The sequence below is a fragment of the Nocardioides sp. S5 genome (assembly GCF_017310035.1).
Classification (GTDB): Bacteria; Actinomycetota; Actinomycetes; order Propionibacteriales; family Nocardioidaceae; genus Nocardioides.
Genome location: NZ_CP022296.1, coordinates 1509874 through 1529337 on the forward strand (window position 1 = coordinate 1509874; position 19464 = coordinate 1529337).

At 71.3% G+C, this 19464-nt stretch carries 18 protein-coding genes and 1 tRNA gene; 10 read left to right on the forward strand and 9 right to left on the reverse strand.

Features of this window, described 5'->3' with window-relative positions:
• Window positions 1-139: 139 nt before the first annotated feature.
• Window positions 140-541 (reverse strand): superoxide dismutase, Ni, encoded by a 402-nt coding sequence (sodN, locus tag CFI00_RS07550; RefSeq protein WP_207084585.1) that lies wholly within the window; start codon window positions 539-541, stop codon window positions 140-142.
• Between the two features lie 50 nt (window positions 542-591).
• On the opposite strand from sodN, the gene CFI00_RS07555 reads away from it, so the two are divergent.
• The 3 genes from CFI00_RS07555 to CFI00_RS07565 all read left to right on the forward strand — a co-directional run bounded on the left by CFI00_RS07555 (window position 592) and on the right by CFI00_RS07565 (window position 3116).
• The gene (locus CFI00_RS07555; protein ID WP_207084586.1) at window positions 592-933 is read left to right on the forward strand and encodes a S24/S26 family peptidase; all 342 of its coding nucleotides are present in this window, start codon (window positions 592-594) and stop codon (window positions 931-933) included.
• A gap of 19 nt (window positions 934-952) precedes the next feature.
• Window positions 953-2125, forward strand: a complete 1173-nt coding sequence (locus tag CFI00_RS07560; protein ID WP_207084587.1) for an NADP-dependent malic enzyme — start codon at window positions 953-955, stop codon at window positions 2123-2125.
• A 70-nt stretch (window positions 2126-2195) separates the two neighbouring features.
• Window positions 2196-3116 carry a hypothetical protein gene (locus tag CFI00_RS07565; RefSeq protein ID WP_207084588.1) on the forward strand — a complete coding sequence of 307 codons (921 nt, stop codon included), beginning with the start codon at window positions 2196-2198 and terminating at the stop codon, window positions 3114-3116.
• Window positions 3117-3127: 11 nt separating this feature from the next.
• Here CFI00_RS07565 and CFI00_RS23525 read toward each other — a convergent pair whose 3' ends face one another.
• The gene (locus CFI00_RS23525) at window positions 3128-4369 is read right to left on the reverse strand and encodes a GNAT family N-acetyltransferase (protein ID WP_242532731.1); all 1242 of its coding nucleotides are present in this window, start codon (window positions 4367-4369) and stop codon (window positions 3128-3130) included.
• Window positions 4370-4439: 70 nt separating this feature from the next.
• On the opposite strand from CFI00_RS23525, the gene CFI00_RS23530 reads away from it, so the two are divergent.
• Both CFI00_RS23530 and CFI00_RS23535 read left to right on the forward strand, forming a co-directional pair.
• A complete protein-coding gene (locus CFI00_RS23530; RefSeq protein WP_242532732.1) occupies window positions 4440-5408 on the forward strand; it encodes a zinc-binding dehydrogenase in 969 nt (322 codons plus the stop codon).
• Window positions 5405-6100, forward strand: coding sequence for an SDR family oxidoreductase (locus CFI00_RS23535; protein WP_242532733.1), 696 nt, complete (start codon window positions 5405-5407; stop codon window positions 6098-6100). The genes CFI00_RS23530 and CFI00_RS23535 overlap by 4 nt, the downstream gene beginning before the upstream one ends.
• Here the strand turns inward: CFI00_RS23535 and CFI00_RS07575 are convergent, their stop codons facing one another.
• Both CFI00_RS07575 and CFI00_RS07580 read right to left on the reverse strand, forming a co-directional pair.
• Window positions 6101-6625: a nitroreductase family deazaflavin-dependent oxidoreductase gene (locus tag CFI00_RS07575; RefSeq protein ID WP_207084589.1), complete on the reverse strand. Its 525-nt coding sequence runs from the start codon at window positions 6623-6625 to the stop codon at window positions 6101-6103. It abuts the gene before it with no gap.
• A 1-nt stretch (window position 6626) separates the two neighbouring features.
• Complete coding sequence (locus tag CFI00_RS07580) at window positions 6627-7268, reverse strand: TetR family transcriptional regulator (RefSeq protein ID WP_207084590.1); 642 nt, start codon at window positions 7266-7268, stop codon at window positions 6627-6629.
• Window positions 7269-7413: 145 nt separating this feature from the next.
• On the opposite strand from CFI00_RS07580, the gene CFI00_RS07585 reads away from it, so the two are divergent.
• Window positions 7414-8502 carry an iron-sulfur cluster-binding domain-containing protein gene (locus tag CFI00_RS07585; protein WP_207084591.1) on the forward strand — a complete coding sequence of 363 codons (1089 nt, stop codon included), beginning with the start codon at window positions 7414-7416 and terminating at the stop codon, window positions 8500-8502.
• Between the two features lie 14 nt (window positions 8503-8516).
• Window positions 8517-9611, forward strand: a complete 1095-nt coding sequence (locus CFI00_RS07590) for an acyl-CoA desaturase (RefSeq protein ID WP_207084592.1) — start codon at window positions 8517-8519, stop codon at window positions 9609-9611.
• A 56-nt stretch (window positions 9612-9667) separates the two neighbouring features.
• Here the strand turns inward: CFI00_RS07590 and CFI00_RS07595 are convergent, their stop codons facing one another.
• Entirely contained in the window at window positions 9668-9844 is a 177-nt protein-coding gene (locus CFI00_RS07595) for a DUF6104 family protein (RefSeq protein ID WP_207084593.1), read from the reverse strand.
• Window positions 9845-9865: 21 nt separating this feature from the next.
• Entirely contained in the window at window positions 9866-13717 is a 3852-nt protein-coding gene (locus tag CFI00_RS07600) for a multifunctional oxoglutarate decarboxylase/oxoglutarate dehydrogenase thiamine pyrophosphate-binding subunit/dihydrolipoyllysine-residue succinyltransferase subunit (RefSeq protein ID WP_207084594.1), read from the reverse strand.
• Between the two features lie 175 nt (window positions 13718-13892).
• Between CFI00_RS07600 and CFI00_RS07605 the strand changes: the two genes are divergently transcribed.
• Both CFI00_RS07605 and CFI00_RS07610 read left to right on the forward strand, forming a co-directional pair.
• Window positions 13893-14513, forward strand: a complete 621-nt coding sequence (locus tag CFI00_RS07605; protein ID WP_207084595.1) for a hypothetical protein — start codon at window positions 13893-13895, stop codon at window positions 14511-14513.
• Window positions 14510-15439, forward strand: a complete 930-nt coding sequence (locus CFI00_RS07610) for an LCP family protein (RefSeq protein ID WP_207084596.1) — start codon at window positions 14510-14512, stop codon at window positions 15437-15439. Before CFI00_RS07605 ends, CFI00_RS07610 begins: the two co-directional genes overlap by 4 nt.
• Before the next feature lie 15 nt (window positions 15440-15454).
• Here CFI00_RS07610 and CFI00_RS07615 read toward each other — a convergent pair whose 3' ends face one another.
• From CFI00_RS07615 to CFI00_RS07625, 3 genes are all read right to left on the reverse strand, one after another.
• The gene (locus CFI00_RS07615) at window positions 15455-16894 is read right to left on the reverse strand and encodes a choice-of-anchor P family protein (protein ID WP_207084597.1); all 1440 of its coding nucleotides are present in this window, start codon (window positions 16892-16894) and stop codon (window positions 15455-15457) included.
• A gap of 160 nt (window positions 16895-17054) precedes the next feature.
• A tRNA-Arg gene (locus tag CFI00_RS07620) sits at window positions 17055-17127 on the reverse strand.
• Between the two features lie 69 nt (window positions 17128-17196).
• Complete coding sequence (locus CFI00_RS07625) at window positions 17197-17694, reverse strand: thioesterase family protein (protein WP_207084598.1); 498 nt, start codon at window positions 17692-17694, stop codon at window positions 17197-17199.
• 90 nt (window positions 17695-17784) lie between these two features.
• On the opposite strand from CFI00_RS07625, the gene argS reads away from it, so the two are divergent.
• Window positions 17785-19464: an arginine--tRNA ligase gene (gene argS / locus CFI00_RS07630; protein ID WP_207084599.1), complete on the forward strand. Its 1680-nt coding sequence runs from the start codon at window positions 17785-17787 to the stop codon at window positions 19462-19464.

Here is a 19464-nt window from a genome sequence, read left to right on the forward strand (position 1 = left end):
CCTCTCGGGTGGACTGGTCCGAGGATGCACGACGCCGCCCCGGTCCGCGAGGACCGGGGCGGCGTGTGGGGGTGAAGAAGTGCGGAGCAGCAAGCTGCTCAGAAGAAGGCCTGAGCAGTCGCGGCTCCGCCGCACCTGCTCAGGCCTTCTTCGTCTCCCAGAAGATCTCCGCGATCTCGTCGATCTTGGCGAGCAGCTCGTCTGCCTTGGCCGCGTCGAGCTCACCCTTGGTGCCCGAGGCGCCGGCGAGCTTGGTCGCCTCGTTGACCAGCGTGTGCAGCTGGGGGTACTTCTCGAAGTGCGGGGGCTTGAAGTAGTCGGTCCACAGCACCCACAGGTGGTGCTTGACGAGCTCCGCGCGCTGCTCCTTGATGAGGATCGCGCGGGTGCGGAAGTCGGGGTCGTCGTTGTCGGCGACCTTGGCGATGATGCCCTTGATCGACTCGGCCTCGATCCGCGCCTGGGCGGGGTCGTAGACACCGCAGGGCAGGTCGCAGTGGGCCGAGACCTCGATGGTCGGGGCGAAGAAAGTGCGAAGCATGTGCAACCTCTCGAACGTCGGGGAATTGCTCTCCTGCGACACTACTCCGCGTGGAACGCGCGGGTCAGTGGGGTCTCGCCCGGGTGGGTGGGCGTTCGATGCGCCCCACGCTGCGCGACGGTGACCGGCTGCTCGTGAGGTACGGCGCGCAGGTGCGGCCGGGCTCCCTGGTGGTCGCGCGGTTCCCGGACGGGACGGTCGCGGTCAAGCGCGCCCTCGACCAACGGCGTACGGCGTCGGGCCGGCCGGGCTGGTGGCTGGTGAGCGACAACCCCGACGAAGGCGTGGACTCGCGGCACCGTGGACCGGTGGCGGAGGAGGCGGTGCTCGGCGTCGTACGCCTCCGGGTGTGGCCTTCCCCACGCGTGGGACGGGCCCTGCGCGCCCGCTGAGCTGTGCGAGTATCGCCGAATGGCCTCGCACCCGCACCCAGGCGATCCCGTGTTCGACCTGCACGTCGGCGGCAAGATGGAGACCGTCTCGACCGTCGCCCTCACCGGTCCCGACGAGCTCTCGCTCGCCTACACCCCGGGTGTGGCGCGGGTGTGCGAGGCGATCGCCGCCGACCCGTCGATGACCCAGCACTACACCTGGGTGCCCAACGTGGTCGCGATCGTGAGCGACGGCACCGCCGTGCTCGGCCTCGGTGACATCGGTCCCGCCGCCGCGATGCCCGTGATGGAGGGCAAGGCGGTGCTGTTCAAGCAGTTCGGCGGCGTCGACGCCGTGCCGATCTGCCTCGACACCACCGACGTGGACGAGATCATCGAGACCGTGGTCCGCCTGGCCCCGAGCTTCGGCGGCGTGAACCTCGAGGACATCTCGGCCCCGCGCTGCTTCGAGATCGAGGCCCGGCTCAAGGAGCGCCTCGATATCCCGGTCTTCCACGACGACCAGCACGGCACCGCGGTCGTCGCGCTCGCCGCGCTGACCAACGCGTTCCGGCTCACCGGTCGCGACCCCGGCACCGCCCGGGTCGTGATCCAGGGCGCCGGTGCGGCCGGAGTGGCGGTGGCGCGGATCCTGCTCGAGGCCGGCGTGCGCGACATCGCGGTCCTCGACCGGCAGGGCGTGCTCAACTCCGAGCGCCACGACCTCACCGCGGTCAAGGCCGCGCTGGCCCGCGACACCGCGGACGTCTTCGGCCGCCGCGGCACCCTGGCCGACGTGATGGACGGCGCCGACGTCTACATCGGCGTCTCCGGCGGGCAGGTGCCGGAGGAGATCGTCGCCTCCATGGCCCCCGAGGCGATCATCTTCGGCCTCGCCAACCCCACGCCCGAGGTGCACCCGGACCTCGCCCACAAGTACGCCCGCGTCGTGGCCACCGGTCGCTCGGACTTCCCGAACCAGATCAACAACGTCCTAGCCTTCCCCGGCATCTTCCGCGGGGCGTTCGACGTGCACGCCACCGCGATCACCGAGGGCATGAAGGTCGCCGCCGCGACCGCGCTCGCCGAGCTGGTCGGCGACGCGCTGAGCGAGGACCTGATCATCCCCTCGCCCTTCGACCCCCGGGTGCCGGGTGCGGTGCGCGAGGCCGTGGCTGCTGCTGCCCGCGCCGACGGGGTCGCCCGGCGCTGAGCGTCCTGGCGGGCCACGCCCGTACAAGTGTCCGGTCGCGGGCCGACCGGTGGTGCTGCAAGATCGGGGCATGGATGTCGAGGTGAGCGGGCACCAGCGGCTTCGGTTCGCCGACGGAGCCCCGGTGCGCGCGGCGTCGGCGGTCGTCCCTTTCGGGGGCGGCCACCTCGTGGTGTCCGACGACGGAACCCATGCCGCCTGGTTCCGCGGCGGTTCGGACGCGACGCGCGTACGGCTGCTGCCGCCGGTGGAGCGGCACGAGGAGTTCGACGAGAAGTCGGGCACCAAGCACCTCAAGCCCGACCTCGAGACCGCGTGCCAGGTGTTCCCCCCGGGCGGTGCGGCGGTCCTGGCGATGGGCTCCGGCTCCTCCCCACGCCGGATGCGGTGGTGCCTGCTCCGACTGGTGGGCGCGACACCCGACGTGGTGGTGGGCGACATGGAGCCGGTCTACGCGGCCGTCGCCGGTGCCCTGAGCATCGAGCTCGACCAGCTCAACCTCGAGGGAGCCTGCATCGTGGGGCGCAGCCTGCGGTGGTTCCACCGCGGCCTGCCCTCGGCCGGTCTGCCGTCCGCCAGCGTCGACCTCGACCTCGACGAGGTGCTGGCAGCCGCAAGCGGGGCGGTCAGAGCGGCCGACGTGGGGGTGAGGAACCCGGTGCACTACGACCTCGGCTCCGTGGACGCCGTCGGCCTGGCGATCACCGATGTCGTCGCCCTCCCGGACGGCGACCTGCTGGCCTGCGCGGCGGCCGAGGACAGTCCCAACCCGCGCGACGACGGCCCGGTGAGGGCGACGGCGCTCGCGCGCATGCGCATGGGTCGGGTCGTCGACGTCGTGCGCCTGCCCGACCGCGAGGACCGTGTCCTCAAGGTGGAGGGACTCATGGTGGTGGACGTCGACGACACGCGGGTGCGGCTGTTGGCCGTCACCGACGTGGACGATCCCGACGCCGCGTCGTGGGCGGCGACCCTCGACGTGCGCCTCTGACGCCGGAGCGCCTAGAAGCCGATCGAGGGCTCCGGCGCGACGAGCGTTCGCATGGCCCGGGCCAGCTCGGCGTACGCCCGGGGCCGGTGCTCGCGCACCAGCCCCGCGCGCAGCAGTCCGCCGATCGGGTGCCCGAGGAAGCCCGCGCCCAGCACGGCCACGTCAAGGGTCACGTCGGCGGGTGAGTCCGCCCGCGACGCGGAGCCTTCCCCGGCGGAGGCCGAGAGCCGCCAGCGGCCGGCGTTCCACGGCGCGTGTCGGTCCTCCACCTCGACCACCACGTCGCAGTCGGACTCGTAGAGGCGCAGCGACCACGCGGCGCCGAGGTCGACCAGGCGCACCCAGGTGCTGTCCCACGTCTCGAGCGAGCCGGTGCCGCGCGGTCCGCCGAGCCAGCCGAGCAGTGGGTCGTCGACGCCGATGCTCTCCAGCTTCGTGGTGCCCATCAGGTCGAGGTCCACGACGCGGCGCGCGAGGGCGAGCCGCGCGGCCGGGGTGCCGGTGAAGGCGCCGACGGTGACCGTCCCGGACGGGCGGGCGCGGTCCCACCTGTGCTCGCGCCGGAGACCGACGTAGCCCACGTCGACGCCGTCACGCCGTGCGAAGAGGACGCGGAGGCGCTCCTTGTCACGCAGCGCCTCCGGCGGCTCGAGGGTCATCAGGGAGAAGAAGTCGGGGGAGCCGACCACCAGGCCGGGCCACTCGGGAGCCAGTGCCAGCTGGCAGGCGCGCATCCGCTCGGCCATCCCCAGGTCCGCCATCGTGCGGAGCTCGGTGGTGAGGCCGGCCGCCTCGTCATCGAGGTGCGGCGCGGTGAGGGTGGTCCCGCGCCCGAGGCTCACCTGGAGCTGGAGCGCGGCCATGCCGTAGCCGTAACGGCCGTAGATCTCCGCCTCGCTCGCGTGCAGCGCCGAGATCGCGGTCCCGGCCTCGCGTGTGCGGGCCAGGTGGTCGGTCATCATCGCGGTCAGCACGCCGCGCCGGCGCGCATCGGGATGCACGCCGACCCACGTGAGGCCGGCGATCGGCACGACGGACCCGCCGGGCAGCGACAGGTCCATGGGGCGTACGCCGTAGATGCCCGTGTGCAGGTCGGCCGGGCCGTCCGGCAGGTCGACGACGAAGCGCTGGTCCTCGGGCAGGCCGAGGCGCAGGTGCTCGGCATCGGCGTCGGCGACCTCGCCGAACCAGACCAGCTGGTCGGTGGCGAGGTACTTCTCGGGGTCGGACGAGGGGCGTACGTCGATGCTCACCCGGACGACCCAACAGCCCGCAGGGAGGACCTGCAACCGGTTAACGCCGCCCACTCGCTAGGGTCGGGGAATGTTCGCCGTCTACGCCGAGTCCTTCTCCTTCGACGACCCGATGACCGGGCTGGTGGTGGGGGAGCGCCCCGCGCCCGAGGCCCCCGACGGGTGGGCCACGGTCACCGTCAAGGCCGCCAGCCTCAATCACCACGACCTCTGGTCGCTGCGTGGGGTGGGCCTGCGCGAGGAGGCGCTGCCGATGATCCTGGGCTGCGACGCCGCGGGCCTCGACGAGGACGGCAACGAGGTCGTCGTCCACGGTGTCATCGGCGACCCGGCCTGGACCGGCGACGAGGCCGACGACCCGGGCCGCTCGCTGCTCTCGGAGCGCCACCAGGGCACCTTCGCCGACCAGGTGGTCGTGCCGCGCCGCAACCTGGTGCCCAAGCCGGCCTCGCTGTCCTTCGAGGAGGCCGCCTGCCTGCCGACCGCCTGGCTCACCGCGTACCGGATGCTCTTCGTGCAGGGCGCGTGCCAGCCCGGCGAGACGATCCTCGTGCAGGGGGCCGGCGGCGGTGTCGCCACCGCTCTCATCGCCCTGGGTCGCGCCGCGGGCCTGACGGTGCTGGCGACCAGCCGCGACGAGGGCAAGCGCACGCGCGCCGTCGAGCTCGGTGCGCACGAGGTCTTCGAGTCCGGTGCCCGCCTGCCGGTCAAGGTCGACGCGGTGATGGAGACCGTCGGCAAGGCGACCTGGACTCACTCGATCCGCTCGCTGCGTCCCGGGGGCCGCATCGTCATCAGTGGCACGACGTCCGGGCCCGACGTCGGCGACGCCGGCCTGACACACATCTTCTTCAAGCAGCTCTCGGTCATCGGCTCCACGATGGGCACCCGGGCCGAGCTCGACCGGCTGGTCCGCTTCCTCGACGCCACCGGCACCCGTCCGCTCGTCGACCGCGCCATCCCGATGGAGCAGGCGCGCGACGGCTTCGCGGCGATGGCCGGGGGCGACGTCTTCGGCAAGGTCGTCTTCACCCGGTGAGGCACGTCCTCACCGGCGCCGGGTCCGGCATCGGGCTCGCCCTGGCGCACCGGCTGGCCGACCGTGGCGACGACCTGGTCCTCGTCGCGCGCAGCACCGCCCGCGCGGACGGGCTCGGCCGCACCTTCCCGCGCGCGCAGCTGCTCGTGGCGGACCTGGCCGACCCCGGCACGCTCAACGGCCTCGGGCGCCAGGTCGACGGCGAGGTGGACACGGTCCTGCACGTCGCGGGCGTGGTCGACCTGGGCCGGGTCGACCGGCTGCGCCTCGCGGAGTGGGAGGAGCAGCTCACGGTGAACCTCACCGCCCCCGCGGTGCTGACCCGTGAGCTCCTGCCGCACGTGCGTGCCAGCCACGGCACGATCGTCTTCGTGAACTCCTCGGCCGGGCTCAGCGCCAGCGCCGAGTGGTCGGCGTACGCCGCCTCGAAGTTCGGGCTGCGCGCCTTCGCGGACGCACTGCGCGCCGAGGAGGTCGAGCACGGCGTCCGGGTGAGCACGGTCTACCCCAGCCGCACCGCCACCCCGATGCAGGAGAAGGTGCACGAGCAGGAGGGCCGGACCTACGACGCCTCGCGCTGGATCAGCGTCGACACCGTCGTCGACACGATCGTGCACGTCATCGACCTGCCGGCCGACGCCACCATCCCGGACGTGACCGTCCGTCCGGTGGTGCCGCGGCCGGGCACCTGATCAGGCGGGCTCGAGCACGAAGGCGCGGATCCGCCGCTTCGACCCCACGCGGGCGCGGTAGCTGAGGTAGCCGGGGTAGAAGCGCCCGGCCAGCGCGAAGACCTCGTCGGCCTCGGCGGACGTCGCCGGGCGGGCCACCACCTCGCGCGAGACCCCGCGGTAGCTGACCGTCGCGCGAGGATCTGCCTCCAGGTTGAGCACCCACGCGGGCGTCGAGGCCTGGCCGAAGTTGGTGCCGAGCAGCGCCAGCGTGCCGGCGTACGGCGTCGCGATGAGGTGGCTGGTGCGCCGCTGCCCGGACTTGCGACCGGTCGTCGTCACCTCCAGCACCGCCAGCCCGGCGAGCAGCCCGGGAGCGCTGTGCCGCCCGCGGGAGAGCCGGACCACGAGGTCGTCGAGGCGGCGCAGGATGTGGGAGAACACCCACCCGCCGGCTCGGGTGCCGGCGCCCCACCGCACCACGCGGTGCAGCGGGTTGGCCGAGGAGTGGGAGTAGCCGAGGTCGGCGGCGAGTCCGCTGGGCATGTCAGGTCCTTCCGGTCGATCGCCAGCCCAGGGCGCCCACGAGCAGCATCCTCAGCTGGGTGCGGGCGTCGGCGAGGGTGCGCTCCTCGGAGTCCGGGTCCTCCACGAGCCGCTCGGCCATGGTGACCACGAAGGAGACGATGAGGTCGGCGAGCAGGCCGATGTCCTTGCTGGAGTAGTGCTCGGCGGCCCCGCTGCGGGCGATGTCGGTCGCCAGCTCGCGGGTGATGAGCTCGATCTCGTGGCGGATCGCCTCGCGGACCCGCGGCGGCCCGGCGGTCCGCTCACGGGCGATGAAGGCGTAGTGCGAACGGCTCTCCCGCACGTGCTGGGCCACGATGGGCAGCGAGCCGTCGATGAAGTCGCGGTACTCGGGCGCGTGGCGCCAGACGTCGAGCAGCATCAGCCGCAGCGACCGGAAGCTCTCGTCGACGAGGGCCAGCCCCAGCAGCTCGAGCGAGCCGAAGTGGCGGTAGAACGCGGTCGGCACGACTCCCACCTGCCTGGCCACCTGGCGCAACGAGATCGCGGCGAGGTTGGAGTCGGCGGCCAGGGCGAGCGCGGCGTCGAGGATGGCGCGCCGGGTGCGCTCCTTGCGCTCGGCGCGCGACTCGCCGTCGCCGGCCCCGGCGGTCGTCTCCATGGCGCGATCGTAGGGCACGACCTCGACCCGCCGAGGTGGACAGGTGTTCACTGACGTGCGGTGGATCACGGAGCGCGTGCGTTGACGCGACGCGGGCGACCCGTGATAGTTGAGTGAACAGACGTTCACTCAATGGGAGGCCAGCATGGCGCTCGTCTCGAGGATCACCCGCTCGCGCACCGCCGCAGCCCTCGCCTCGCCCCACGGGGTCGACCACTACCTCTCGCGCATCAACCCGATGTGGGCGGCGCACGAGGTGCGCGCCCGCGTGGTCGGCGTACGCCGCGAGACCGACACCCCCGGCGCACCCGTCGCGACCCTCACGCTGCAGCCCACCGCGACCTGGCGTGGCCACCGCGCCGGGCAGTACGTCCAGGTGGGGCTCGACCTGCCGGGCTCGGCGCGCCGGATGACGCGGTGCTTCTCGATCTCCTCTCCCGCGTCGGGAGCGGGGGAGGAGATCACGCTGACCATCCGCTCCCACGCGGACGGCCAGGTGAGCAAGTACCTCGTCGACGCCCAGCCCGGCCAGGTGCTGCACCTCTCGCAGGCGCAGGGCGACTTCACGCTGCCGGTCAGCCCGGCCACGCCCGGCATCGACCCGCTGCTCTTCATCACCGGCGGCTCGGGCATCACGCCGGCGATGTCGATGCTGCGCACGCTCCTGCGCGACGGCTACGACGGCCGCGCAGGACGTCCGGTGACGTTCCTGCACCACGCCCGCTCCGCGGCCGACCAGATCTACGCCGACGAGCTGGCCCGGATCGCCGCCGACGACAACGACGTCACGGTGCACCTGCGCCACGGCGACGCCGTGTTCAACGAGCTCGAGCTGCGCCGCCTGGTCCCGGGCCACCGCGACACCGACACCTGGGCGTGCGGGCCGGCCGGGATGATCGACCTGGTGCGCGCGGCGTACGCCGACAGCCCCCGGCTCCGCCTGGAGCTCTTCAAGCCGCCCTCGACCGGCACCGACACCGCGGAGGGCGACCTCGTGTTCTCCGGGAGCGGCGAGCAGGTGACCAACTCCGGCGCCTCCATCCTCGAGCAGGCCGAGGCCGCGGGCCTCAGCCCGGTCTTCGGCTGCCGGATGGGCATCTGCTTCTCCTGCACCACCCGCAAGGCCGAAGGCACCGTGCGCAACGTGCTCTCCGGCACGGAGTCGTCGGTGCCCGACGAGGACATCCAGATCTGTGTCTCCGCCCCCGTCGGCGACTGCGTCGTCGACCTGTGAAGGAAGGACCCACCATGAAGCCCCACCTGACCCCCCAGCAGCTCGAGGAGTTCGGCAACGAGATGGACGCGCTGCGCCAGCGCGTCCTGGCCGACCTCGGCGAGGACGACGCCGCCTACATCCGCGAGGTCGTCAGACGCCAGCAGCAGCTCGAGGTCCTCGGACGTGCGCTGTTCTACCTCCCGCCCGCCTGGCCGCTCGCGGTCGCGGCGCTCTCGGCCTCCAAGATCCTGGAGAACATGGAGATCGGCCACAACGTGATGCACGGCCAGTACGACTGGATGGGAGACCCCCACCTCAGCTCGCGCGTCTACGAGTGGGACAACGTGTGCCCCAGTGAGCAGTGGAAGTACTCCCACAACTACATCCACCACACCTTCACCAACATTCTCGGCAAGGACCGCGACATCGGCTACGGCATCCTGCGCATGGACGAGGACCAGGAGTGGCACCCCTACTACCTGGGCAACCCGGTCTACGCGCTGCTGCTGATGGTCTTCTTCGAGTGGGGCGTGGCGATGCACGACCTCGAGGTGGAGAACATCGTGAAGGGCACCCGCCGGCTCGAGGAGAACAAGGCCCTGCACGCCGGCATCATGCGCAAGGTCCGCCGCCAGGCCGTCAAGGACTACGTGCTCTTCCCGGCGCTCACCGGACCGCTGTTCCCGCTCACCCTCGCAGGCAACGCGGCCGCCAACCTGGTGCGCAACGTGTGGGCCTTCAACATCATCTTCTGCGGCCACTTCCCGGCGGGGGCCGAGACCTTCAGCACCGAGGAGTGCGAGGACGAGACCCGCGGGCACTGGTACTACCGCCAGGTCCTCGGCTCGGCCAACATCTCCGGCGGCCCGCTCTTCCACGTGATGTCGGGCAACCTGAGCCACCAGATCGAGCACCACCTGTTCCCCGACCTGCCGGCCCGGCGCTACCCCCAGATCGCTCCCGAGGTGCGTGAGATCTGCGAGCGCTACGGCATCGCCTACACGACCGGACCGCTGCGCAGGCAGCTGGCGAGCGTGGCGCGCAAGATCTGCCGCCTCGCGCTGCCGGCCCGCGCGTCGACGCAGCCGGACGAGCCGGTCGCCGTACGCCGTCCGCAGGCCGCCTGAGCCGAGCCGAACGCCCGAACGGCCCGCCCCCGGCGAGGGGCGGGCCGTCAGGTTCGTCAGTCCTCGGGGTCGTCGAGCCTGGCCAGCCAGGTCGCGAGTCGCTCGACCGGCACCTCGAACTCCGGGTTCGCGTCGACGAAGGCCTGCAGCTGCTCGGCGAGCCAGGCCAGGGTGACCTCCTCGTCACCCCGGCGCCGCTCGAGCTCCTCGATCCCGCGATCGGTGAAGTACACCGGTGGTTCTCCCTGCGTGCCTCAGTAGTCGTTGCCGCGGTCGCGCGGCGTCTCGAAGGCCGCGTCGAGGAGCGTCTTCTGCTCCTCCACGTGACGCTTGACCGTGCCCACCGAGGGCGAGGCCGACGCCGGGCGCGTGACCGGCTCGACCGGGAGGTCGAGCCCGGGCCACACGTTGAGCTGGTAGTGCGGCCACGGGCCCATGTTGCGCGGCTCGTCCTGCACCCAGCGGATCGCCTTGAGGTTCGGGTACTTCGCGATCTCGGCCTTGATCTCCTCGACCGGGTTCGGGTAGAGCCGCTCGATCCGGCCGATGGCGAACTGCGCGCCGTTGTCGCGCTTGTTCCGCTCGACCATGAGGTCCCAGGTGACACGGCCCGAGCACATGATCAGCGTCTCGACCTGCGCGGGGTCGGCCTGCCCGTTGTCGAACATGGCGTCGCCGATGAACGGCCGGAAGGTGGTGTCGCCGACGAAGTCCTCCGGCTTGGAGGCGGCCTCCTTGCGCTTGAGCATCGACTTCGGGGTGAAGACGATCAGCGGCCGGTGCTCCTCGCCGAGCGAGTGCCGACGCAGCAGGTGGAAGTACGACGCCGGGGTCGAGGGCTGCGCGATGACCATCGCGTCCTCGGCGCACATCGTCAGGAAGCGCTCGATGCGCGCCGACGAGTGGTCGGGACCCTGGCCCTCGTAGCCGTGGGGGAGCAGCAGCACGACGCCGGACTGCTGGCGCCACTTGGTCTCGCCGGCGGAGATGAACTCGTCGATGACGGTCTGCGCGCCGTTGACGAAGTCGCCGAACTGCGCCTCCCACAGCACCAGCGCCTCGGGACGGGCCACGGAGTAGCCGTACTCGAACCCGAGCGCGGCGTACTCCGAGAGCAGCGAGTCGTAGACGTAGAACTTCGCCTGGTCCTCGGTGAGGTTGGTCAGCGGCGTCCACTCATCGGCGTTGGTGCGGTCGATGATGGTGGCGAAACGCGACACGAACGTGCCGCGGCGCGAGTCCTGGCCGGCCAGGCGGACCGGACGACCGTCCATCAGCAGGGAGCCGAACGCCAGGATCTCGCCGGTGCCCCAGTCGATGGGACCCTCGGTGATCGCGGCGGAGCGGCGCTGGAGCTGCGGCATCACCTTGGGGTGGACGGTGAAGTCGTCCGGCGGCGTGACGTAGCTGTCCGCGATCCGCTTGAGCACCTCGGGGGTCACCGCGGTGGAGAACTCCCCGGTCGGCTTGTCCGGGTAGTCCGGGACGGTCGTCCACTCGGTCGGTGCCTCGGAGCTCGCCTCCCGCACCTCGGTGAAGACTCGCTCGAGCTGCTGCTGGTAGTCCTTGAGGACCTGCTCGGCCTCCTCGATCGTGATGTCGCCACGACCGATGAGGGACTCGGTGTAGAGCTTGCGCACCGAGCGCTTCTGCTCGATCAGGTCGTACATCAGCGGCTGGGTGTAGGACGGGTCGTCGCCCTCGTTGTGCCCGCGCCGGCGGTAGCACACGAGGTCGATCACGACGTCCTTGTTGAACGTCTGGCGGTAGTCGAACGCGAGCCGCGCCACGCGGATGCACGCCTCGGGGTCGTCACCGTTGACGTGGAAGATCGGCGCCTGCACCATCCGCGCCACGTCGGTGGCGTAGAGGGAGGAGCGCGACGACCCGGGTGCGGTGGTGAAGCCGACCTGGTTGTTGATCACCACGTGCACGGTGCCGCCGGTGCGGTAGCCGCGGAGCTGGGACAGGTTGAGCGTCTCGGCCACCACGCCCTGGCCGGCGAACGCGGCGTCGCCGTGCACCAGCAGGGGGAGGACCGGGAACTTCTCGCCCTGGTCGAGGATGTCCTGCTTGGCGCGGGCGATGCCCTCGAGGACCGGGTTGACCGCCTCGAGGTGCGAGGGGTTGGCGGCGACCGACACCTTGATCTTGTCGCCCGAGCCCGCGACGAACTCGCCCTCGGCGCCGAGGTGGTACTTCACGTCGCCGGAGCCCTGCACGGTGCGGGGGTCGATGTTGCCCTCGAACTCGCGGAAGATCTGGCTGTACTTCTTGCCCACGATGTTGGCGAGCATGTTCAGCCGGCCGCGGTGGGCCATGCCGATGGTGACCTCGTCGAGACCGGCCTCGGCGGCGGCCTCGCACACCTCGTCGACCAGCGGGATCGTGGTCTCGCCGCCCTCGAGGCTGAAGCGCTTCTGCCCGACGAACTTGGTCTGGAGGAACGTCTCGAAGGCCTCGGCCTGGTTGAGCTTGAGCAGGATGCGCAGCTGCTCCTCGCGGGGCGGCTTCACGTGCGGCTGCTCCACGCGCTCCTGGATCCACTTGCGCTGCTCGGGATCCATGATGTGCATGTACTCGATGCCGGTCGTGCGGCAGTAGGAGTCGCGCAGGATGCCGAGGATGTTGCGCAGCTTCATGAAGCGCCGGCCCTCGCCGCCGAACGAGCCGGTGGCGAACTCGCGGTCGAGGTCCCACAGCGTCAGGCCGTGCGACTCGATCTCGAGGTCGGGGTGGCTGCGCTGGCGGTACTCGAGCGGGTCGGTGTCGGCCATCAGGTGGCCGCGGACCCGGTAGGCATGGATCAGCTCGAGGATGCGCGCCTGCTTGACGATGTCGTCGTCGTGGCTGGCGACCACGTCGCGCGCCCAGCGGATCGGCTCGTAGGGGATGCGCAGCGAACGGAAGATCTCGTCGTAGAAGTCGTTCTCGCCGATGAGCAGGGCGTGCACGCGCTTGAGGAACTCACCCGACTGCGCGCCCTGGATGACGCGGTGGTCGTAGGTCGAGGTCAGCGTCATCGCCTTGCTGATGGCGTTGCGGTTGATCGCCTCCTCCGAGGCGCCCTGCCACTCGGGGGAGTACTCCATCGCGCCGACGCCGATGATCGCGCCCTGGCCCGCCATCAGGCGCGGCACGGAGTGCACGGTGCCGATGCCGCCGGGGTTGGTGAGGGAGATCGTGGTGCCCTGGAAGTCGGCCACGGTGAGCTTGTTGTCGCGCGCCTTGCGGACCACGTCCTCGTACGCCGTCCAGAACCCGGCGAAGTCCATGGACTCCGCACCCTTGATGCTCGGCACCAGCAGCTGCCGGGTGCCGTCGGGCTTCTTCATGTCGATCGCGAGCCCGAGGTTGATGTGGGCCGGGGTGATGAGGTTCGGCTTACCGTCGACGACCTCGTAGCCGACGTTCATCTCCGGCATCGAGCGCAGGGCCTTGACCAGCGCGTAGCCGATCAGGTGGGTGAAGGAGACCTTGCCGCCGCGGGCGCGGGCGAGGTGGTTGTTGATGACAGTGCGGTTGTCCCACAGCAGCTTGACCGGCACCGAGCGCACCGAGGTGGCAGTGGGCACCGACAGCGAGGCGTCCATGTTGGCCGCGGTGCGCGCGGGCGCGCCGCGCAGGACGGTGTAGGTGGGGGAGTCGCTGGTCGGGGACGGAGCTGCGGGCTTGGGGTCCTTGGCGACGGGCTTGCTCGTGCCCTTGGCCGGCTCCTCGGCGGCGGCCGCGGGGCGCGGCGTCGACTTCGCGGGCGACTTCTGCGCCTCCGCGGGCTTGTCAGCCGGCTTCTCGGCGGACGTCGTGGCGGGCTTCGCAGCAGCGGGGGCGGGCGCCTGGGCCGGGGCCTTCGCAGGGGCCGTCGCAGGGGCCTTGGCCGGGGCCTTCGACGGCGCGGGAGTCGCAGCCTTCGCCGGTGCGGCAGTCGTGGCGGACGAGGTCGCGGCCCCGTTGCCGAAGTACGCAGCCCACTCCGGACCCACGCTCGAGGGATCCTTGTCGTACTGCTCCTTCATCTCGTCCACGAGCCACTCGTTGGCTCCCAGGTCAGATGAAGGTGCAACCGATGACTGGTTGCCGGACTGCCCGTTCGGGGACTGCGCCACGCTTGTTTCGCCTCTTCCAGATCTCTTCGCGCATGGGTTTGACAACTGTGCCTGTCTAGGGCGCTGACAAGGCTAGTCGCACACGCTCGCAAATGCAGGGGCGGGCTCAGGGTTTGAGGCATGGTGTGGCCCACACCCCGTTCCACCCCCCGTTCCGCCCCCGCTGGAGTCGTACATGCCTAGCCCCTCGCAGGGCCGCAACCCGTGGGCCCGCCTCTGTGCGGCACTCGCGCTCGCCCTGCTCGTCCCCCTGTCCGCGACTGCCTGCCGGTCGACCTCGGAGCCCTCCGCCGCGCCCGAGCGGCTGAGCCGCAGCGACGCGCAGGCGAGCCTGGCCTCGCACCCGGTCGAGACCAAGACCCGGATCCGTCGCGTCCACGGCCGGCTTCCCGACCCGCGCCGCAAGACCGTACGCACCCAGGTCGGCGCGGTCGTCGACCGCTGGTGGGACGCGGCCTACCTCGGCGGCACCTACCCCCGCAGCAGCTTCCCGTCCGCCTTCCCGGGCTTCACCGACGGTGCCGAGCAGCGGGCGCGCGCCGACAAGGCGTTGCTCACCCACCAGACCCGCGCCCCGTACGTCGACGCAGTGACGCCCCGGCGCCGGACGGTCTCCCTCGACATCCTCGCCACGCAGGGACGGGCACGCAGCGTCACCGCCCACGTCCTGCTCCGCTTCGACAGCACCGGGGAGCGGGCAGGGACGACGACAGTGCGCGGACGCCTGTTCCTCACCCACGAGCGGGGCGCGTGGCGCATCTTCGGCTACGACCTGGCGAAGGGATCGACCCGATGACCTCACCGTCGACCGCGCTGCTCCGGACCCGACGAGCCGTCCGCGCGGCGGTCCTCGCCGGCGTGCTGGCCCTCACCGCGCTGGTGGTCCCGCAGTCCTCGGTGCAGTCCTCCGAGGTCAGCCTGGTGAAGATCCGCCACGCCCAGGGAGTGGCCACCGGGGGCGCGGACGTGGTCTGGATCCTCGCCGTCGGCTCCGACGCGCGTCCCGGCCAGGCGATGACCCGCGCCCGCGGCGACGCCCTGCAGATGGTCGGCATCAACACCCGCACGGGTGCCGCCACCGCGATCGGCGTACCCCGTGACTCGTGGGTCGCCATCCCCGGCCACGGCCGGGAGAAGATCAACTCCGCGCTCTACTTCGCCGGCCCCCGTGGCATGGCCGGTGCAATGGGCAACCTCATCGGCATCGAGCCCGACTACGTGATGGTGACGCGCTTCCCGTTCTTCGAGGACATGGTCGACGAGATCGGCGGCATCACCGTCACCAACCCACGCCGGTTCTCCGACCCCAACCTGAAGAAGGAGGGGTTCGCGAAGGGCCGCATCCGTCTCGACGGCTACCACGCGATGGCCTTCTCCCGCATCCGCTACGGCCTGGCGGGGGGCGACTTCGACCGCTCGGCGAACCAGCAGCGCACCCTGCGGGGCATCCATGCGCGCATCCGCGCGCAGGCCGACGTCCCCGGCTTCATCGAGCGTGGCGTGATGACGGTGCTGGAGCACACCGACACCAACGCCTCGCCGGCCGAGCTGTTCGAGCTCGCCCAGGCGGTCGCGCAGGTCGACCCGTCGAAGATCACCACGTGCGTCGTCCGCGGCCGGATCGGCTCCGTCGGCGCGGCCAGCGTCGTCTTCCCCGACGTCGCGCAGGCCCGGCGCCTGGGGCGCCAGGCCCGCAGCGACGCTCAGCTGCGGGGCTGCTGATCGGCAGGCTGCTGGTCAGTAGGGGTAGATCCGGCCCGCGGTGCGGGCCAGGTCGATGACCACGGCCTCGGAGTAGAGCTTGATCCGCAGGCCGATGACCTGCGAGCCGCGGAACCCGGTGTCGACGAGCTGGCGCTGGATCTCGCCCGCACCGTTGGGGAGCTCGACGACGCCTCCGGGCGCCGGGACCTCCACGGCCTGCCCGCCCACGGTGATGGACCCGATGGCGGTGGAGATCTTCGATCGCACCCGCTTGCCGGCCTTCTGGCGCATCGTCGCGCGCGAGCTCACGTCGCTGATGACCAGCTGGGCGGTGGGGATGGACACCGACCGGATCGCGGTGCGCGACCACCCCTTCGCGACCCGCTTCTTCCGGAACTGGTCGCCGTTGACCTGGTAGGTGACGCCCTCGAGCAGCACCGGGACCGGGAGGAGCTGGCTGGCGTGGGGGACCTGGTAGGTCTGCGTGCGGCCCTGCGAGCCCTGGCACGGCAGCGCCTTGTGCTGGACGTTGCCGAACTTCAGCGCCCCCTGGAGGGCCTGGTAGTCCATGGCCGTGCCGCCGGAGCGGAAGACGCCGACGGGGGCGGGGCCACCCATCCGCACGCGCGCGGTGCCGAGCTCGACGAGCTGACGGCGCTCGCCGGCGGTGACCTCGATGCGCAGGGCGGAGGCCTGCGACTGCGCGTTGTGGTCGTTGGCCCGGCCGTTCTCGTAGCCGAGGGCGATGCTGCCGAGACCGGGGATCTGGATCGGCTTCGTCACGTCGCTCAGCACCTGGAAGACCTCCTGGGCCGCCTGCTGGGTGCCGGTGAAGACCGTGTCGGTGACCTGCTGCAGCGGCGCGAGGAGCTCCTGGAGCTCGGGCGGCAGGCTCTCCACGACCGTGTTCTCGAGCAGGCTCAGCGAGATGCTCGCGAAGGTGAAGCTCTCGTCGTGGCCGTAGCCCTGCGGGGTGTGAAAGGCATTGGCCGTGGTGCGGAGCCCCGTGATGACCAGCTTCGGCGTGGTGAGCGGCCCGACGGTGCCGCCGATGCTGATGTCGCCGATGGTGTTCGTCCCGCGTACGCCGTGCGTGGCGCCGTCGACGTACGTCTCGGTGCGGCTGGTGCTGGCCGAGATGTTGATGAGCGGGTTGTCCGGCACCGACACGATGCTGTCGGCCTCGACGACCTTCCCGACCGCGCGCGTGCACAGCTGCTGGGCGTGGGCGTCCTTGAGGTTGAGCGCCTCGACGCTGTCGGTCACCAGCTTCACGCCGTAGACGTCGCCGCGGTAGCCGAAGCTGCTGAGCTGGTCGGCCCGGGCGGCCTTCGCGGTGCTCGCCCCGGTGACCCCCTCCGCGGCGGTCGCGGGTGCGGTGGTGCCCGTGCCCAGGACGAGCCCGACGCTGAGCCCGGCGCCGAGCGCCGCGGTCGCCCGGCGGCGGAAGCTGTGTCGTACGTGGTCCCTCATGGTCCCTCCCAAAGGATCGGGAGCCGACAACGCGACCGCATCCCCTGTGACCGGTCGGTAGCTCCCTCGCGCGATCAACGACGCAGGCGCGGATGGGTGACGGTGGTCACCGGAGGAAATGCAGAGCGGCAGCACCCTGCTGGGTGCTGCCGCCGATCGGCGCCTCCGGCAGGATTCGAACCTGCGGCACCTGGTACCGGAAACCAGTGCTCTATCCCCTGAGCTACGGAGGCCTGCGCCGGCTGGGCCAGCGCGCGGTGAAGACTACCGCCTCACCCGGCCGGGTCGTGCAACGACCCGACTCAGCGCAAGCCGAGCGAGCCTGAGGTGTGCGCCTCGAAGGGCAGGGCGGCGTGCTCGGCCACGCGGGCGTCGAGGGCGGCGGCCACGTCGTCGGGCCACGGGGCCGTGAGCCGGGTCTCCATGTCGATGTGGAGGAAGACCTCCTCCACCACGCACGCCACGCGCTGGTGGGTCTCGTCGAGCAGGTAGACCAGCGCGTGGCCGGCGCGCTCGGAGCGGCCGAGCAGCCGCACGCGGGCCGACATCGTGTCGCCGGTGCGGAGCTCGTGCAGGTAGGTCACGTGGTGCTCGGCGGTGAAGCAGGCGTGGCCGTGGGTGAGCGGCCACATCTGCGGGATCCCGACCTCGACCAGCGACTCGTCGAGCCCCTCGCTGGCGATGCCGATGTAGTGGCGCACGTTGAGGTGGCCGTTGATGTCCTCGAACGGCATCGGCACGGGCTGCTCGACGTAGGCCGGGAGGTCGAAGAGCTGGTCATAGGTCGGGTGCGTCGTCACAGGCAGGACCCTAGGGCCAAGACGGGCCCGGGCGAACCAGGGCGTGAAACCAGTTCGGGGCGGGGAGCGGTCCGCCGATAGGCTTGCCCGGTGAATCCTGAGCAGCTTTCCGAGACCATCGTCGACGTGCTGGGGGCCCTCGTGGCCGACGGCACGATCACGCTGCCCGACGGCGTGCCGACCCAGGTCACGGTGGAGCGACCCCGGCAGAAGGGCCACGGCGACTACGCCACCAACGTCGCGATGCAGCTGGCCAAGAAGGCTGGCACCAATCCTCGCGCCTTCGCCGAGCTCGTCGCCGAGCGCCTGGGTGCCGCGGACGGCATCAGCGAGGTCGAGGTCGCGGGCCCCGGATTCCTCAACGTGAGCGTCGAGGCGGGTGCCCAGGGCCGCGTCGCGGCCGACGTCGTCGCGGCGGGGGAGGCGTACGGCAGGTCGCAGGTGCTCGCCGGGCAGACGATCAACGTCGAGTTCATCTCCGCCAACCCCACCGGCCCCCTCCACCTGGGGCACACGCGCTGGGCCGTGCTCGGCGACGCGATCGCCCGGGTGCTGCAGGCAGCCGGCGCCGAGGTGGCGCGCGAGTTCTACATCAACGACCGCGGCAACCAGATGGACCTGTTCGGTGCCTCCCTGGAGGCAGCCGCACTCGGCCGCCCGATCCCGGCCGACGGCTACCAGGGCGCCTACGTCGCCGACCTGGCCGCCGCCATCGTCGCCGAGCAGCCCGGCATCATCGACCTGCCCGAGGACGAGCGCCTGCCTGCCTTCCGCGAGGCCGGCTACGCCCTGCAGCTCAAGGAGCAGCAGGACCAGCTCGACGGCTTCAACACCCACTTCGACGTGTGGTTCTCCGAGCGCGGGCTGCACGCGGCCGGCTCGGACGGCTCGGTGGCGGACACGCTCCAGGGCCTCAAGGACAACGGCCACCTCTTCGAGGCCGACGGTGCGCTCTGGATGCGCACCACGGACTTCGGCGACGACAAGGACCGGGTGCTGATCCGCTCCAACGGTGAGCTGACCTACTTCGCCTCCGACACCGCCTACTACCTCAACAAGCGCTCGCGCGGGTTCGACCACTGCATCTACCTGCTCGGTGCCGACCACCACGGCTACGTCGGTCGCCTCCGCGCGATGGCGGCCTGCGTGGGCGACGACCCCGCGCTGACCCTCGACGTGATGATCGGCCAGATGGTCAAGATCATGCGCGACGGCGAGGAGATGAAGCTCTCCAAGCGGGCCGGCACCATCGTCACGCTCAACGAGCTCATGGACGAGATCGGCGTCGACGCCCTGCGCTACTCGCTGGCCCGCTACCCCGCGGACAGCCCGCTGACGCTCGACGTCGCCGAGATCACCAAGGCCTCGGCCGACAACCCCGTCTACTACGTGCAGTACGCCCACGCCCGCACCTGCCGGATGATGGAGAACGCCGCCGACGTGGGCATGGCGTTGCCGGGTGAGGCCTTCGACCCCTCGCTGCTCGACCACGAGCTCGACGGCCGCCTCCTGCGTGCCCTGGCCGACTACCCGCGGGTGGTGGCGAGCGCCGCGGAGCTGCGCGAGCCGCACCGCGTCGCGCGCTACCTCGAGGACACCGCTGCGGTCTTCAACAAGTGGTACGACACCAAGGAGTGCCGCATGCTGCCGCAGGGCGACGAGCCGGTCACCGCCGCGAACCTGTCGCGCCTGGTCCTGGTCGCGGCGACCCGCACGGTCATCGCCAACGGCCTCGACCTGCTCGGCGTCACCGCGCCCGAGAGGATGTGA

Excerpts from the sequence above, each read along its gene's own strand:
- CFI00_RS07605 (WP_207084595.1), top strand. The coding sequence starts at position 13,893 with ATGCCTAGCCCCTCGCAGGGCCGCAACCCGTGGGCCCGCCTCTGTGCG.
- sodN (WP_207084585.1), bottom strand. The coding sequence starts at position 541 with ATGCTTCGCACTTTCTTCGCCCCGACCATCGAGGTCTCGGCCCACTGC.
- CFI00_RS23530 (WP_242532732.1), top strand. The coding sequence starts at position 4,440 with ATGTTCGCCGTCTACGCCGAGTCCTTCTCCTTCGACGACCCGATGACC.
- CFI00_RS07580 (WP_207084590.1), bottom strand. The coding sequence starts at position 7,268 with ATGGAGACGACCGCCGGGGCCGGCGACGGCGAGTCGCGCGCCGAGCGC.
- CFI00_RS07575 (WP_207084589.1), bottom strand. The coding sequence starts at position 6,625 with ATGCCCAGCGGACTCGCCGCCGACCTCGGCTACTCCCACTCCTCGGCC.
- CFI00_RS07560 (WP_207084587.1), top strand. The coding sequence starts at position 953 with ATGGCCTCGCACCCGCACCCAGGCGATCCCGTGTTCGACCTGCACGTC.
- CFI00_RS07565 (WP_207084588.1), top strand. The coding sequence starts at position 2,196 with ATGGATGTCGAGGTGAGCGGGCACCAGCGGCTTCGGTTCGCCGACGGA.
- CFI00_RS07590 (WP_207084592.1), top strand. The coding sequence starts at position 8,517 with ATGAAGCCCCACCTGACCCCCCAGCAGCTCGAGGAGTTCGGCAACGAG.
- CFI00_RS07585 (WP_207084591.1), top strand. The coding sequence starts at position 7,414 with ATGGCGCTCGTCTCGAGGATCACCCGCTCGCGCACCGCCGCAGCCCTC.
- CFI00_RS07610 (WP_207084596.1), top strand. The coding sequence starts at position 14,510 with ATGACCTCACCGTCGACCGCGCTGCTCCGGACCCGACGAGCCGTCCGC.
- CFI00_RS07615 (WP_207084597.1), bottom strand. The coding sequence starts at position 16,894 with ATGAGGGACCACGTACGACACAGCTTCCGCCGCCGGGCGACCGCGGCG.